The organism is Streptomyces sp. GDS52 (genome assembly GCF_052246875.1).
Taxonomy (GTDB): domain Bacteria; phylum Actinomycetota; class Actinomycetes; order Streptomycetales; family Streptomycetaceae; genus Streptomyces; species Streptomyces cathayae.
The window spans coordinates 5041600-5055629 of the sequence record NZ_CM125966.1; the positions used below are offsets into that span (position 1 = coordinate 5041600).

The following is a 14030-nucleotide window of genomic DNA, read 5'->3' on the forward strand; positions in this document are numbered from 1 at the left end:
GTCACGTGCGCCGCCGCCGGGCCCGGTACGGGGTATCGTCCGAGGTCACGCGGGGGTTGCGCGGCCGATCACGATTCAGCGTCCGGTCGGGTGCGGGACGGAACCGTAGGCCTTCAGGAAACGGTCACGGAACGCGTCCATCTTCCACACGGGCGCGTCCTCGGCCGGCCTGAGGCCCTCCGTCCAGTTCCAGTCGGCGATCCTCTCCAGCACCTTCGGGTCCTTGGCGACGATCGTCACCGGCACGTCCCGGCTCGCCCGCAGGCCGCTGACCCGGGCGACGGGCTGGTGGTCGCCGAGGAAGACGAGGACGGTGTCGTCGGTGCCGTAGCGCTCCAGCCACTGGGTGAGGGCGGTCACCGAGTACGTGACCGACCTGCCGTACTCCTGACGGGACTTGGTGGTGTCCGTCATCAGACTGCCGGGGTCCTTCCCCGCCTGCTGGATGGCCTCGAAGACGGAGCCGTCGCCGAGTTCGTCCCAGCCGACCATCTCGGGCAGGGGCGCCCAGGGCTGGTGACTGGAGGTCAGGATGATCTCCGCCATCAGGTTCCTGCCCCGGTCGCGCTCCTTGCCGTGCTCCAGGTGCTGGAAGGCTTCGAGGGTGTACTGGTCCGGCATCGTCGACCAGCTGAACTTCGGTCCCTGGTAACCCAGTTGGAAGGCGTTGTAGACCTTGTCGAGGCCGAACCACTGCGCCTCGGGCCAGCCCTTCTGGACGCCCGGCATGACGCCGACGGTGTCCCACGCCCCGGACTTCTGGAACGCCTTGGTGAGGGTGAGGCGGTCGTTCGAGGTGGCGGTGCGGTAGCGCTGCTGGTTGTCGATCCACAGGCCGGACAGTGCCGTCGAGTGGCCGAGCCAGCTGCTGCCGCCGAACGTCGCCGAGGTCAGCCAGCCGCTCCGGGCCCGGTACCCCGCCTCCGCGAGGGTCTCGGTGCCGGTGTCGAGGGTGCGGGTGACGCCGGGGGCGATCACCGGGTCCTCCAGGGCGGTGCGGCCGTAGCTCTCGATGAACGTGATGAGCACGTCCTTGCCGCGCAGGTCGGGCAGGAGCCGGTCGGGGGGTGTGGCCGCGAAGGTGTCGGACCGCGCCACCTTCTCGAACTGCGCCTCGTCGTGCAGTGTGTTCACCACGCGCCGGGCCTGCACCTTCACCGCCGTCGAGGCCCGGTCGGAGGCGACCGGCGTACCGAGGACCTGCACACCCAGGGCGGTGCAGGTGATCCACACGGTGCCCGCGACGAGGGTGCCCCGGGTGGCCCGCGCGCGGTGCCGGGCCAGCAGCTCGCTCAGCCGGACGGCGGCCAGCGCCATCACGACCACCAGGAGCAGGGTGAGGGTGATCGCGCCGAGGGTGGCGGCCGTGGCGGTCGCGGGGCCCATCGAGTCCTCGACATAGGCCAGGGCGTCGTCGAGCAGCCCCCAGTCGAGGACCAGGTTGAAGCCCCGGCCCAGGTACTCCTTGAACCCGATGTCCAGCAGGTTCAGCACGGTCAGCACGGCGAGGCCGACCCCGTACAGCGCGGCCGCGACGATCCGGGGCCGGCGCGGCAGGGCGGGGAGCAGCGCGGCCCCGATGATCGCCTCGGCCGGTATCCGGGTGAACCGGTCGGGGCGCAGGGCGCCGGCGGTGTTGGGCAGCAGAAGGGCGCCGAGCACCAGCGCGGCGGCGAGGAGGTGCAGGGTCAGGCGGGCGGCGCGTACGGCGCGGGGGTGCCGGTCGCGCAGCGCGGCGCAGCGGGTGCGGAAGGCGCTGAGCGGAGGGAAGGCGCCGAGCGGGCGGAAGGCGCGGATGACCGGAGAGGTGGGGCGGGTCTCCTCCCCCTGCTTCTCGCCCCGCTTGCGGTCCCCTCGTTTCTCTTCGGTGGTCCGTGTCGGCCGGTGCAGGCGTGTGAAGACAGGCACCCGGAGGTCCTTCCGTGCAAAACCCGGTGAGGAGGCGGACCCGGCGTGGGGGTCCGGATCCGCCACAGTTCCGTACGGGTGTGCGGGCCGGTTCGTTCAACGGTCCGTCCCGCCGTGCGGACCGGGGGTACGAGAGGCGTCCGCATGGTGAAATTCCGGCGACCGTGACGGCGTGATTCTCGCCACCCTTGATCAGGGGGGCGCTCAGATGAGCGGATCATGGGCGGCTGCATTTCTCAAAGGATGGCACCCAGTGCCATCTCCTGATCGTTCATCGAGCGAAAACAAACGTGCCGAACATCGCTCAGATGAGCGCGTAGAGCGTGCAATCCGGAATCCTTGCGTTCAAGAAGTGAACACATGGAGCGGCGATTTCTTGCCGAACCTTGACTTGCCTTTGACTTTTGATCCAGTGGCGGCAGAGGGGTCCCAGCCGCATGGTGGACGTGTGGACGTACCCATACGCCTTTGATCTGGGTATGTTCCTGCTCGTCAGGGCAGCCACCGCGTCCTCGAGGAGTCGAGACCCGTGTCGGAAAACAAAGATCTCCATGGAACCCAGCAGGGCGGGAGTGTTGAGGGCGTGAAGTTCGTCTACGACTTCACCGAGGGCAACAAGGACCTCAAGGACCTTCTCGGCGGGAAAGGCGCGAACCTCGCCGAGATGACCAATCTGGGCCTCCCCGTCCCTCCCGGCTTCACCATCACCACGGAAGCCTGCAAGGTCTACCTGGACAGCGGTGAGGAACCGGCGGCACTGCGTGACGAGGTGAGTGCGCACCTCGACGCACTCGAAGCGGCGATGGGCAAGAAGCTCGGCCAGGCCGAGGACCCCCTCCTGGTGTCGGTCCGCTCCGGGGCGAAGTTCTCCATGCCCGGCATGATGGACACCGTCCTGAACATCGGCCTCTCCGACAAGTCCGTCCAGGGCCTGGCCAAGCAGGCCGGCGACGACCGTTTCGCCTGGGACTCCTACCGGCGTCTCATCCAGATGTTCGGCAAGACCGTCCTCGGCGTCGACGGCGACCTCTTCGAGGACGCGCTGGAGGCGGCGAAGACGGCCAAGAAGGTCACGGTCGACACCGAGCTGGAGGCCGCCGACCTCAAGAAGCTGGTCACCAGGTTCAAGAAGATCGTCAAGACCGAGGCCGGCCGGGACTTCCCGCAGGATCCGCGTGAGCAGATGGACCTCGCCATCCACGCGGTCTTCGACTCCTGGAACACCGACCGGGCCAAGCTCTACCGCCGTCAGGAGCGCATCCCGCACGACCTGGGCACGGCCGTCAACGTCTGCTCCATGGTCTTCGGCAACCTCGGCCCGGACTCCGGCACCGGCGTCGCCTTCACCCGCGACCCCGCCTCCGGCCACCAGGGCGTCTACGGCGACTACCTGCAGAACGCGCAGGGCGAGGACGTGGTCGCGGGCATCCGCAACACCGTGCCGCTCGCCGATCTGGAGCAGATCGACAAGAAGTCGTACGACCAGCTGATGCAGATCATGGAGACGCTGGAGAACCACTACAAGGACCTCTGCGACATCGAGTTCACCATCGAGCGCGGCCAGCTGTGGATGCTCCAGACCCGCGTCGGCAAGCGCACCGCGGGCGCGGCCTTCCGCATCGCCACCCAGCTGGTGGACCAGGGCCTGATCGACGAGGCCGAGGCGCTCACCCGCGTCACCGGCGCCCAGCTCGCCCAGCTGATGTTCCCGCGCTTCGACGAGGAGGCGAAGGTCGAGAAGGTCGGGCGCGGCATCGCGGCCTCGCCGGGCGCGGCGGTCGGCAAGGCGGTCTTCGACTCGTACACGGCCGTCAAGTGGTCCCGCTCCGGCGAGAAGGTCATCCTGGTCCGCCGGGAGACCAACCCCGACGACCTGGACGGCATGATCGCCGCCGAGGGCATCCTCACCTCCCGCGGCGGCAAGACCTCGCACGCCGCCGTCGTCGCCCGCGGCATGGGCAAGACCTGTGTGTGCGGCGCGGAGGAGCTGGAGGTCGACACCAAGCGCCGCCGGATGACCGTCCCCGGCGGGCACGTCGTCGAGGAAGGCGACCTGATCTCCATCGACGGCTCCACCGGCAAGGTCTACCTCGGTGAGGTACCCGTTGTACCGTCACCGGTCGTGGAGTACTTCGAGGGCCGGATGCACCCGGGCGCCGACGACGCCGACGAACTGGTCGAGGCGGTCCACCGGATGATGGCCTTCGCCGACCGCAAGCGCCGGCTGCGGGTGCGCGCCAACGCCGACAACGCCGAGGACGCGCTGCGCGCCCGCCGCTTCGGCGCCCAGGGCATCGGCCTGTGCCGCACCGAGCACATGTTCCTCGGCGACCGGCGCGAGCTGGTGGAGCGGCTGATCCTGGCCGACACCCAGGACGAGCGCGAGGAGTGCCTCAAGGCGCTGCTGCCGCACCAGAAGCAGGACTTCGTCGAGCTGTTCGAGGCGATGGACGGCCTCCCGGTCACCATCCGGCTCCTCGACCCGCCGCTGCACGAGTTCCTGCCCGACATCACCGAGCTGTCGGTCCGGGTGGCGCTCGCCGAGTCCCGGCAGGAGCCGCACGAGAACGAACTGCGCCTGCTCCAGGCCGTGCACCGGCTGCACGAGCAGAACCCGATGCTGGGCCTGCGCGGAGTCCGCCTCGGCCTGGTCATCCCCGGCCTGTTCACCATGCAGGTGCGGGCCATCGCCGAAGCGGCGGCCGAGCGCCGGGCGGCCAAGGGCGACCCGCGTGCCGAGATCATGATCCCGCTGGTCGGCACGGTCCAGGAGCTGGAGATCGTCCGCGAGGAGGCCGACCAGGTCATCGCGGAGGTCGAGCAGACCACCGGCACGCAGCTGAAGCTCGCCATCGGCACGATGATCGAGCTGCCGCGCGCCGCCCTGACCGCCGGCCAGATCGCCGAGGCCGCCGAGTTCTTCTCCTTCGGCACCAACGACCTCACCCAGACGGTGTGGGGCTTCAGCCGGGACGACGTGGAGGCCAGCTTCTTCACGGCCTACCTGGAGAAGGGCATCTTCGGGGTCTCTCCGTTCGAGACGATCGACAAGGACGGCGTCGGCTCCCTGGTGAAGCTGGCCGCCGAGGCCGGCCGCGCCACCCGCCCCGGCCTCAAGCTCGGCGTCTGCGGCGAGCACGGCGGCGACCCGGAGTCGGTCCACTTCTTCCACCAGGTCGGCCTGGACTACGTCTCCTGCTCCCCGTTCCGCATCCCCGTCGCCCGCCTGGAGGCCGGCCGCGCCGCGGTCACCTCGAACGGCAGCGACCACCGCTGACCCCTCCGGGGTGAGCCAGCCCCGGAGCCGTTGCCTGTCACCCGACCACCCTCACCGATCGGCAACGGCTCCGGATCACGAAAGGAAACGGCGGCACCCGTGCGGGGGTGCCGCCGTTTCCCGTGCCCTCGGTCCGGCGCGGGTCAGTTCGTGCCGCGGCGCCGGCGCGCCGCGAACAGCACCCCGCCGCCCGCCAGGACGACGGCCGCGCCGCCGGCCGCGAGGTACGGGGTGGCGCTGTTGCCGCCGGTCTCGGCGAGGTCGGTGCCGCCGCCCTTTTCGGTGCTGCCCTTGTCGTCGGAGCCGGAGCCGGAGCCGCCGGCTCCGGCGTCCGAGCCGCTGTCCGTGGCGGTGTCCTTGTCGCCGACGGGGACGAAGCCCGCCGGTGCCTGGTCGCAGCCGACGCCGTCGCCGTCGCGGTCCAGGTGCTTGCCGTAGTGCTCGTCGCCCACCTCGATGTTCTTGTACCCGGCGTCGTACGCCTCGGTGCAGTTCTTGAACGGGTGGCTGCCCTCGTGGGCCGTGGCGGTGGTGAGGGGCAGTGCGGCCAGTGCGAGCGCGGCGACGGTCACGGCGGCGGACTTGCAGGACAGGTTCACGGGGAGACTCCCAGCCATGTGCGGATATCCGGCGGCATGCCCCCGTCCGGGGCGGTCTGCCGGGTGTGAGCTGCCGACGGTAGGGGAGTGACCGGGGGGAGGTGTGGAGGTTCGGTGGACCCGTGATGCGAACGTGACGTGACCGGACGGTAGCTCTCCGCTCATGCGGGCGCGGTCCGTGCACCGCGCCCGCACGAGCGGGGGAGCGGTCAGATGCGGAACGGGCCCTTCACCTCGTAGGTGATGCCGCCGGACGAACTGCCGCTGGTGCCGCGCTGGCTGGAGAAGTACAGGCGGGTGCCGTCCGGGGAGAAGGCCGGGCCGGTGATCTCGGAGCCGGACTGGCCGTTCACCCGGAGGAAGGGGGCCACGACGTCGTCGGGGGTGATGACGCAGATCTCCATGTTGCCGCCGTCCTCGGCCACGAACAGGTCGCCCGAGGAGGAGCCGGTGACGTTGTCGACGCCGGTCAGGGGGGCGGCACCGCCCGGGACCAGGGAGTCGTCGTAGGCGAGTTCGATGGTCTGGGCGGAGGCGTTGTACTGCCAGACGCGGTTGTCGCCCTTGGTGGTGAACCAGCAGGTGTCGTTCGCGTAGTGGCAGCCCTCGCCGCCGTTGAAGCGCTTGGCGCCGGAGACCTGGTTGCGGGTGGCGGTGGCGCCGGACGGGTCGGGGACCCGCGCCCAGCTCACCGGACCGCTGGTGCCGCTGCCCCCCACCAGTACCTCCAGCGTGCCGGAGGACAAATCGCCCCACGTCGTCGGCCGGAAGCGGTAGAAGCAGCTGTCCGAGACGTCCTCGGTCAGGTAGACGGCCCTGCGGACCGGGTCGACGGCCGCCGCCTCGTGCTTGAAGCGGCCCATCGCGTCCCGGCGGACCGCCGCCTTCGTTCCCCACGGGTCGGTCTCGTAGACGTAGCCGCGGTCCACCTCCTCGCAGGACAGCCAGGTGTTCCACGGGGTGCTGCCGCCCGCGCAGTTCTGCCGGGTGCCGGACAGGATGCGGTAGGCGCCCGTGACGGCGCCGGTGGCCGAGAAGCGCACCGCGCCCGCGCCGCCGGACGGGTTGATCTCCGAGTTGGAGACGTAGATCCAGCCACTGCCGTCCGCGTAACAGGCGCCGCCGTCGGGGGCGTTGTGCCAGGTGTACGAGGTGCCCGGGACCTGCTGGCCGGAACGGGCGATCACCCTGCTGGTGAACCCGGCCGGCAGCCGGATCCCGTTGGCGTCCGCCGCGTCGAGCGCACCGTAGGGGCCCGTGCCGGGCTGGGCGGGCGCCGCGTACGCGGCGCTGTGCCAGAGTGCGCCGCCGAGGACCGCGCCGGTGCCGCCCATGGCGCTCGCACGAAGGAAGGTACGACGTTCCACTGCCGCTCCTGAGGTGCCGGGAACCGTCCCGCCACCGGTCGGTGACGGGGTCGTGCGGTCACGGAACCTACGGGGTCGGCATGGACACCTCATGACTGAAGGCGTACCGGCGGGTGACCGTTCCGGGCGCCGCCCCGACCCGCGCGCCCGGCTTTCCGCGGGCTCACGCCGCCTTGGTCTCGTACGTCGTCAGCCGGACCGTGTCGTCGTCCAGGCACCGGCCCGTCTCCAGGTCGAAGCGCTGCTTCAGGAGGGGGGAGGCGACGAAGGGGCGGCCGTGGTGGGTGCCGGTCAGGCCGCGGGAGAGGACCGCCGCGCCGGTGAAGGGGTCACGGTTGTCGACGGCGTACAGGGCGCCGGTGCGGTCGGTGAAGACGGCGGCCTGGCGGCCGTCGGGCAGCAGGGCCGCCACGCCGCGGCCGGGGAGCAGCGTGCTCAGGTCGCAGACCGTGAACCAGTCGTCCGTCAGGCGGAGTCGAACCTTCAGACCGGTGGTCTCCGGTGTCAGGGTCATCGCGCGGCGGTTCCTTCCAGGGGGTCGTCGGCGGGTCGCAGGCCGATGGTCAGCAGCGGCAGGTCGGGCTTCATCTGGTCGCGCTCGGAGACGAAGGCGACCACCGGGTCGGGGGTGCCGGGCGCGTTCACGAAGGACACGAACCGGGCCAGCTTCTCGGGGTCGTCGACGGTCTCGGCCCACTCGTCGCGGTAGTGGGCGACATGGGCGGTCATCAGGGCCTCCAGTTCGTCGCAGATGCCGAGCGAGTCGTGGACGACGACGTCCCGGACGTGGTCCAGGCCTCCGGGGATCCGGTCCAGCCAGACGCTGGTGCGTTCCAGGCGGTCGGCGGTGCGGATGTAGAACATCAGGAACCGGTCGATCAGGCGGACCAGTCCGGCGTCGGAGAGGTCCTGCGCGAGCAGGTCGGCGTGGCGTGGGGTGGCGCCGCCGTTGCCGCCGACGTACAGGTTCCAGCCGTGGGCGGTGGCGATGACGCCGAAGTCCTTCGACCGGGCCTCGGCGCACTCGCGCTGACAGCCGGAGACCGCCGACTTGAGCTTGTGCGGGGAGCGCAGGCCCCGGTAGCGCAGCTCCAGGTCGATCGCCATACGGACGGAGTCCTGGACGCCGTAGCGGCACCAGGTCTGCCCGACACAGGACTTCACCGTGCGCAGCGACTTGCCGTAGGCGTGGCCGGACTCGAAGCCGGCGTTCACCAACCGGGCCCAGATCACCGGAAGCTGCTCGACCCTCGCGCCGAACATGTCGATGCGCTGACCTCCGGTGATCTTCGTGTAGAGGCCGAAGTCGCGGGCGATCTCGCCGATCACGATCAGCTTCTCCGGGGCGATCTCACCGCCGGGGATGCGGGGCACGACCGAATACGATCCGTTCTTCTGCAGGTTGGCGAGGAAGTGGTCGTTGGTGTCCTGGAGGGCGGCCTGTTCGCCGTCCAGGACGTAGGTGCTCGCGCCGATCACCGGGGCGAGGGAGGCGATGATCGAACCGACCGCCGGCTTGCAGACCTCGCAGCCGTCGCCGCCGCGGGCGCCCGCACGGCCGTGCCGGTCCAGCAGGTCCCGGTGGGAGGCGACGCGCAGGGCGCGGACGATCTCGTACAGCTCCTCGCGGGTCTGCGCGAAGCAGCCGCACAGGCCCTGGTCCACCTCGACGCCGTTCGCCGCCAGTTCGGCGTCGACCAGTCGGCCGATCACCTTCACGCAACTGCCGCACGTCGTACCGGCCTTGGTGCACCTCTTCACCTCGGGCACGGTGGTGCACCGGTGCTCGGTGACGGCCTCGCGGACGGTGCCCTTGCGGACGTTGTTGCAGGAGCAGATGATCGCCTCGTCCGGCAGCGCGGACGGGCCGAGCCCGACGGGCCTCCCGGCGCCGGCCGGCAGCACCAGGGACTCCGGTGAGACCGGCGGCACCGAGCCGGTGAAGGCCCTCAGCGTGCCGTACGCGTCCGCGTCGCCGACCAGGATGCCGCCGAGCAAAGTGCCGTCGCGGCCGACGACCAGTTTCCTGTAGAGGCCGGAGCGGGAGTCGGAGTAGACGACGTCCAGGCAGTCGGCGGTGGTGCCGTGCGCGTCGCCGAAGGACGCCACGTCCACGCCGAGCAGCTTCAGCTTGGTGGACAGGTCGGCGCCGGTGAAGGCGGACTCGTCCTCGGCGAGGGTCGCCGCCGCCGTCTCCGCCTGCTCGTAACCCGGCGCGACCAGCCCGTACACCCGGCCGTCGGCGGCCAGCGCGCACTCGCCGATCGCGAAGACACGGGGGTCGGTGACCGAGCGGCACTGCTCGTCGACCGCGACGCCGCCGCGCTCGCCGACGGTGAGGCCGCAGTCCCGGGCCAGCTGGTCACGGGGGCGGACACCCGCGGAGAACACCACCAGGTCGGTGGCGAGTTCGGAGCCGTCGGACAGTTTCATGCCGGTGACCGCGCCGTCCGGGCCGGCCACGATCTCCTGGGTACCGGTGCCGGTGCGGACGGCCAGGCCCATGCCCTCGACGGTGCGCAGCAGCGCCGCGCCACCGCCCTCGTCGACCTGCACCGGCATCAGGCGCGGGGCGAACTCCACGATGTGCGTGGTGAGTCCGAGACCCTTGAGGGCGCCCGCCGCCTCCAGACCGAGCAGACCGCCGCCGACCACCACGCCGGTCGTCGACCTCCTCGCGTACTCCTCGATCGCGAGCAGGTCCTCGATCGTGCGGTAGACGAAGCAGCCCTCGGCGTCCTTGTTCGGCACCGGCGGCACGAACGGGTGGGAGCCGGTGGCCAGCACCAGGACGTCGTAGCCGACGACCAGCCCCGAACGGGCGGTCACCTCGCGGGCCTCGCGGTCGATCGTCTCCGCCGGGTCGCCGACATGCAGCTCGATGCCGTGGGCCGCGATGAACTCCGGTTCCGTCACGGACAGTTCCTCGGGTGTGCACCCCGAGAAGTACGAGGTGAGCCGGACCCGGTCGTACGCCGGACGCGGCTCCTCGCACAGCACGACCACGCGGTGCGTGGCGGTCAGACCGCGCTCGGCGAGCGCCTCGAGGAAACGCTGGCCGACCATGCCGTGGCCGACGAGCACGAGGGTGGGGGGTGTTCCCGGGGTGGCGGTCAACAGGAGCCTCCGTCGTGGGTGAGCAGGTGGAGCAGGGGGCCGTCGGCGGACGGGAGCGGCTCTGTTCCCTCCCAGGCGCGGGCGAGGGCGCCGACGGTGCCGAGTTCGTTGACCAGGACCCCGCCGACCAGGCGGCCCTCGCGGACGACGACCTTGCGGTGGGTGCCCCGGGTGGCGTCGGTGAGCTGGACGACGTCGTCGCCCGGCAGCGCCTCGGCCTCGCCGAACGCGGCCAGGTCGAACGCGGCCGGGTCGAAGGGCCCGAGGCGGCCGGTGAGGGTGAGCCGGGTCAGGGAGCGGGTGCCGGTGTAGCGGGCGCCGGTGTCCCCGGCGAGCAGCGCGGCGAGCGCGTCGGCCTGTTCCAGGGCCGGGGCGGCGAGCCCGTACACCGTGCCGGCGTGCTGGACGCAGTCGCCGACGGCGTGGACGGACGGGTCGGAGGTGCGCAGCTCGTCGTCGACGACGACGCCCTCGCGGACCTCCAGCCCCGCGGACCGGGCGAGCCCGGTGCGCGGGCGCGCCCCGCAGGCCAGCACCACGGCCTCGGCGTCGAGGGCGTACCCGTCGGCCAACCGCACCGAGCGGACCGCACCGTCGGCGCGGCGTACGTCCCGCACCCGGCACTCGGTGCGCACCTCGACGCCGAGGCCGGTCAGATGCCGCTCGACCAGCTCGGACGCGGCCGGGTCGAGCCGGTGTTCCATGAGCCGCTCGGACTGCTGGGCGAGGACGACCCGCGCGCCGCGCACGGCGAGGGCGCGGGCCGCGGAGACCCCGAGCAGCCCGCCGCCGATCACCACCGCCCGCACCCCCGGCCGCAGCGCCTTGTCCAGGCCCAGGCAGTCGTCCATGGTGCGGAAGGCGTGCACCCCCTCGGGCAGCTCGCGGGCCGCGGTGTCTGCGGTGTCTGCGGTGTTCGCGCTGTCAGCGGTCTCAGCGGTCTCAGGGGTCTCAGCGGTCTCAGGGGGGCCCGCGGTGAACAGGCCGCGCAGCGGCGGCAGCACCGGCTGGGAGCCGGTGGCCAGGGCCAGCCGGCCGTATCCGATCACCGAGCCGTCCGCGCAGGTGACGGTGCGCGCCGCGCGGTCGATGCGGGTGACCCGGGCCCGGACCGGCTCCCCGGGTGCCGGCAGGGCGATCACCTCGGGGCCGTAGCGTCCGGCCAGCACCTCGGCGAGCAGCACCCTGTTGTAGGGGCGGTGCTCCTCCTCGCCGATCAGCGTCACCGGCGTGCCGAGCTCGCCGAGCCGCCGGGCGAGACGTACGCCCGCGAGGCCGGTGCCGATCACCACCACACGCTCGTTCGAGGTCATGCCCCCGAGTCTGCGGTGCGGGTGTTACCCGGTGGCATCACCGCTGTTTCCCGCACGGAACGCTGCCCTCAGCAGGGGCGGGGGGCTGCTGTGAGGAGGCTCAACCTCAGGAAAAGCTCATCTCGATGGACGGCACAACTACCCGGTCCATAGGGTCACGGCCATGCCCGACATCTCGCTGACCACCGTCGTCCTCCTCTGCCTCGCGGCGCTCGCCGCCGGCTGGATCGACGCCGTGGTCGGTGGCGGCGGACTGCTGCTCCTGCCGGCCCTGCTGCTGGGCCTGCCCGCCGGCACCCCGGCCGCGCACGCGCTGGGCACCAACAAGGCGGTCGCCATCGTCGGCACCACGGGCGCGGCGATCACCTACGCCCGCAAGGCCCCGGTGGACGTCCGTACCGCCGTACGCATCGGTCTCGCCGCCCTCGCCGGGTCGTCGGGCGGCGCCTTCCTCGCCGCCGGGATGAGCACCGAGGTCCTCAAACCGGTGATCATGGTGGTGCTGCTCGCCGTGGCCGCCTTCGTCATCCTCCGTCCCTCCTTCGGCACCGCGCCCGCACCCGGCCCGGTCACGCGCCGCCGCGTCCTCGCCGCGATCGGCCTCGGCGGCCTGGGCATCGGCTTCTACGACGGTCTCATCGGCCCCGGCACCGGTACGTTCCTCGTCCTGGCGCTCACCGCGCTGCTCCACCTCGACCTGGTCACCGCCTCCGCCACCGCGAAGATCGTCAACTGCTGCACCAACGCCGGCGCGCTGGCGATGTTCGCCTGGCAGGGCGCGGTGCTGTGGCAGCTGGCGGCCCTGATGGCCGTGTTCAACCTCGCGGGCGGCATGCTCGGCGCCCACACGGCCCTGAAGAAGGGCAGCGGCTTCGTCCGCGTCGTCCTGCTGACGGTGGTCTTCGCCCTGGTGGCGAACATGGCGTACGAGCAGTGGCTGGCCTGAGGCCGCGGGGCGGCGGGTCGGCGGGGCGCGGGCCGCGGAACTTCAACGGGGGGCCACGCGCGTCGCGTCCCGGTGGGCGTCAGCGGCCGCGGCCGCCCGTCAGATGGGCGTAGACGACGACGTTGCCCCGGTAGCCGGTGGTGCGTGACCAGCCGCCGCCGCAGGTGATGATCCGCAGTTCGGGCCGCTTCGCCGCGCCGTAGACCCGCTCGTCGGGGAAGTCCCTCGCGTCGTACGCCTCCACGGCGTGCACCGTGAACACGGCGGTGCGGCCGTCCAGCCGGTCCACCTCGACGGTGCTGCCCTTGCGCAGGGCGCCCAGGGAGTAGAAGACGGCGGGGCCGTCGGCGTTGTCGACGTGGCCCGCGACGATCGCGGTGCCCCGCTCGCCGGGTGCGGTGCCGGCCTCGTACCAGCCGGCCAGGTTCTTCCGCTCGGGCGGCGGCGCGTCGAGGCTGCCGGTGCCGGTCAGGGAGAGGCCCGTCAGCGGCGCGTCCACGTCGATCGCGGGGATGCGGATCCTCTCCGGCGGGGAGAACGGCAGCGCGGCGGGGCGGCCGGGGACGAGACCGGCGCGCCCGGAGTGGGCCTGGGCGGCGGAGGGCTGGGGCGGGGCGGGCGTCTCGGCCGCGTCGCGCAGCAGCCACAGCCCGCAGCACAGGGCGAGCACGCTCACGGAGGCTATGGCCGTGCTGCTCGGGCCGCCGGCCCGGCCGAACCTGCTGCGCATCGTGGACTGACCTCTTCGGAGTCGGCCCCGTGCCCCCCTCCGGGCCGCGAGGGGCGTCGGACCCGGAGGGGGAGGGGACATGCGGTACCGGTGGACGGGCGGCGGAGGGTGCCCGTCAGATCCCGTCGCCTCTCGCCCGGCGATGCAGGAGCCAGGTACCGCCCGCGGCGGCGACGGCGAGTGCCGCCACGCCGGCCGCGGTCTGTACGGGGTCGGGGCCCAGGGCACTGCCGACCCCCGTCTTCACACTTCCGTGCGGATGAACCTGCCGGGCCGCGGACGTCAGCCGGACCACCAGGTCGCCGGTCAACCGCTGCCCGCCGGCGGAGCATTTCGCGACGATCTCGTACGTCCCCGGCCGCGCGTCCGGCGGCACCCGGAACTGGCCGATCGAGTCCCGCTCGTGCGCGCTCGGCATCAGGGTGAAACGGCCGGCGCCCACGGTGGTGGCGTCCCCCGCGACCGTGTCGTGGTCCCCGCACGCCGCGGTGTTCACCGTCACCTGCGCGCCGGCCACGACCGAGGACGGGTACACCTCCAGGCTCCCGGACGCCGTGCCGCGGGAGTGCCCCGCCGGGGTGGCGTCCGCCTCCCCGGCGTACCCGGCGGGGGCGGCGAGCAGCCCCACGGCGACCAGGGCGAGCACGGGGACGGCCAGAGCGGCCGCACCGGGCAGGCCGGCCACACCGGGCAGACAGGCCGGCAACCGGGCGATACCTCGCATCGACGCTCCCTCGAGCTCACGCAGGGGCCACGCCCGCGGCACCCCCATG

The 14030-nt window shown here is 72.1% G+C and carries 10 protein-coding genes; 2 read left to right on the plus strand and 8 right to left on the minus strand.

Annotated features, from left to right (window positions below):
- Positions 1-75: 75 nt before the first annotated feature.
- A complete protein-coding gene (locus ACTWJ9_RS22980) occupies positions 76-1908 on the minus strand; it encodes a CDP-alcohol phosphatidyltransferase (protein ID WP_443294709.1) in 1833 nt (610 codons plus the stop codon).
- Positions 1909-2437: 529 nt separating this feature from the next.
- Between ACTWJ9_RS22980 and ppdK the strand changes: the two genes are divergently transcribed.
- Complete coding sequence (ppdK, locus tag ACTWJ9_RS22985; RefSeq protein WP_387041510.1) at positions 2438-5185, plus strand: pyruvate, phosphate dikinase; 2748 nt, start codon at positions 2438-2440, stop codon at positions 5183-5185.
- Between the two features lie 143 nt (positions 5186-5328).
- On the opposite strand, the gene ACTWJ9_RS22990 is transcribed toward ppdK, so the two are convergent.
- From ACTWJ9_RS22990 to ACTWJ9_RS23010, 5 genes are all read right to left on the minus strand, one after another.
- A complete protein-coding gene (locus ACTWJ9_RS22990; RefSeq protein ID WP_443294710.1) occupies positions 5329-5802 on the minus strand; it encodes an excalibur calcium-binding domain-containing protein in 474 nt (157 codons plus the stop codon).
- 191 nt (positions 5803-5993) lie between these two features.
- Positions 5994-7151, minus strand: a complete 1158-nt coding sequence (locus ACTWJ9_RS22995; protein WP_443294711.1) for an alkaline phosphatase PhoX — start codon at positions 7149-7151, stop codon at positions 5994-5996.
- Between the two features lie 163 nt (positions 7152-7314).
- The gene (gene nirD, locus ACTWJ9_RS23000; RefSeq protein ID WP_279336159.1) at positions 7315-7665 is read right to left on the minus strand and encodes a nitrite reductase small subunit NirD; all 351 of its coding nucleotides are present in this window, start codon (positions 7663-7665) and stop codon (positions 7315-7317) included.
- On the minus strand, positions 7662-10268 hold the full coding sequence (gene nirB, locus ACTWJ9_RS23005) for a nitrite reductase large subunit NirB (protein ID WP_443294712.1): 2607 nt from the start codon (positions 10266-10268) through the stop codon (positions 7662-7664). Before nirB ends, nirD begins: the two co-directional genes overlap by 4 nt.
- Positions 10265-11581 (minus strand): NAD(P)/FAD-dependent oxidoreductase, encoded by a 1317-nt coding sequence (locus tag ACTWJ9_RS23010; protein ID WP_443294713.1) that lies wholly within the window; start codon positions 11579-11581, stop codon positions 10265-10267. Before ACTWJ9_RS23010 ends, nirB begins: the two co-directional genes overlap by 4 nt.
- A 163-nt stretch (positions 11582-11744) precedes the next feature.
- Here ACTWJ9_RS23010 and ACTWJ9_RS23015 point away from each other — a divergent pair, with 163 nt between their 5' ends.
- Positions 11745-12527 (plus strand): sulfite exporter TauE/SafE family protein, encoded by a 783-nt coding sequence (locus ACTWJ9_RS23015; protein WP_279336162.1) that lies wholly within the window; start codon positions 11745-11747, stop codon positions 12525-12527.
- A 79-nt stretch (positions 12528-12606) separates the two neighbouring features.
- Here ACTWJ9_RS23015 and ACTWJ9_RS23020 read toward each other — a convergent pair whose 3' ends face one another.
- Together ACTWJ9_RS23020 and ACTWJ9_RS23025 are read right to left on the minus strand one after the other, a co-directional pair.
- A complete protein-coding gene (locus ACTWJ9_RS23020; RefSeq protein ID WP_279336163.1) occupies positions 12607-13257 on the minus strand; it encodes a class F sortase in 651 nt (216 codons plus the stop codon).
- Between the two features lie 115 nt (positions 13258-13372).
- On the minus strand, positions 13373-13981 hold the full coding sequence (locus tag ACTWJ9_RS23025) for a hypothetical protein (protein ID WP_388702020.1): 609 nt from the start codon (positions 13979-13981) through the stop codon (positions 13373-13375).
- Positions 13982-14030: the final 49 nt, after the last annotated feature.

Excerpts from the sequence above, each read along its gene's own strand:
- ACTWJ9_RS22990 (WP_443294710.1), bottom strand. The coding sequence starts at position 5,802 with ATGGCTGGGAGTCTCCCCGTGAACCTGTCCTGCAAGTCCGCCGCCGTG.
- nirD (WP_279336159.1), bottom strand. The coding sequence starts at position 7,665 with ATGACCCTGACACCGGAGACCACCGGTCTGAAGGTTCGACTCCGCCTG.
- ACTWJ9_RS23010 (WP_443294713.1), bottom strand. The coding sequence starts at position 11,581 with ATGACCTCGAACGAGCGTGTGGTGGTGATCGGCACCGGCCTCGCGGGC.
- ACTWJ9_RS23015 (WP_279336162.1), top strand. The coding sequence starts at position 11,745 with ATGCCCGACATCTCGCTGACCACCGTCGTCCTCCTCTGCCTCGCGGCG.
- ACTWJ9_RS23020 (WP_279336163.1), bottom strand. The coding sequence starts at position 13,257 with ATGCGCAGCAGGTTCGGCCGGGCCGGCGGCCCGAGCAGCACGGCCATA.
- ACTWJ9_RS23025 (WP_388702020.1), bottom strand. The coding sequence starts at position 13,981 with ATGCGAGGTATCGCCCGGTTGCCGGCCTGTCTGCCCGGTGTGGCCGGC.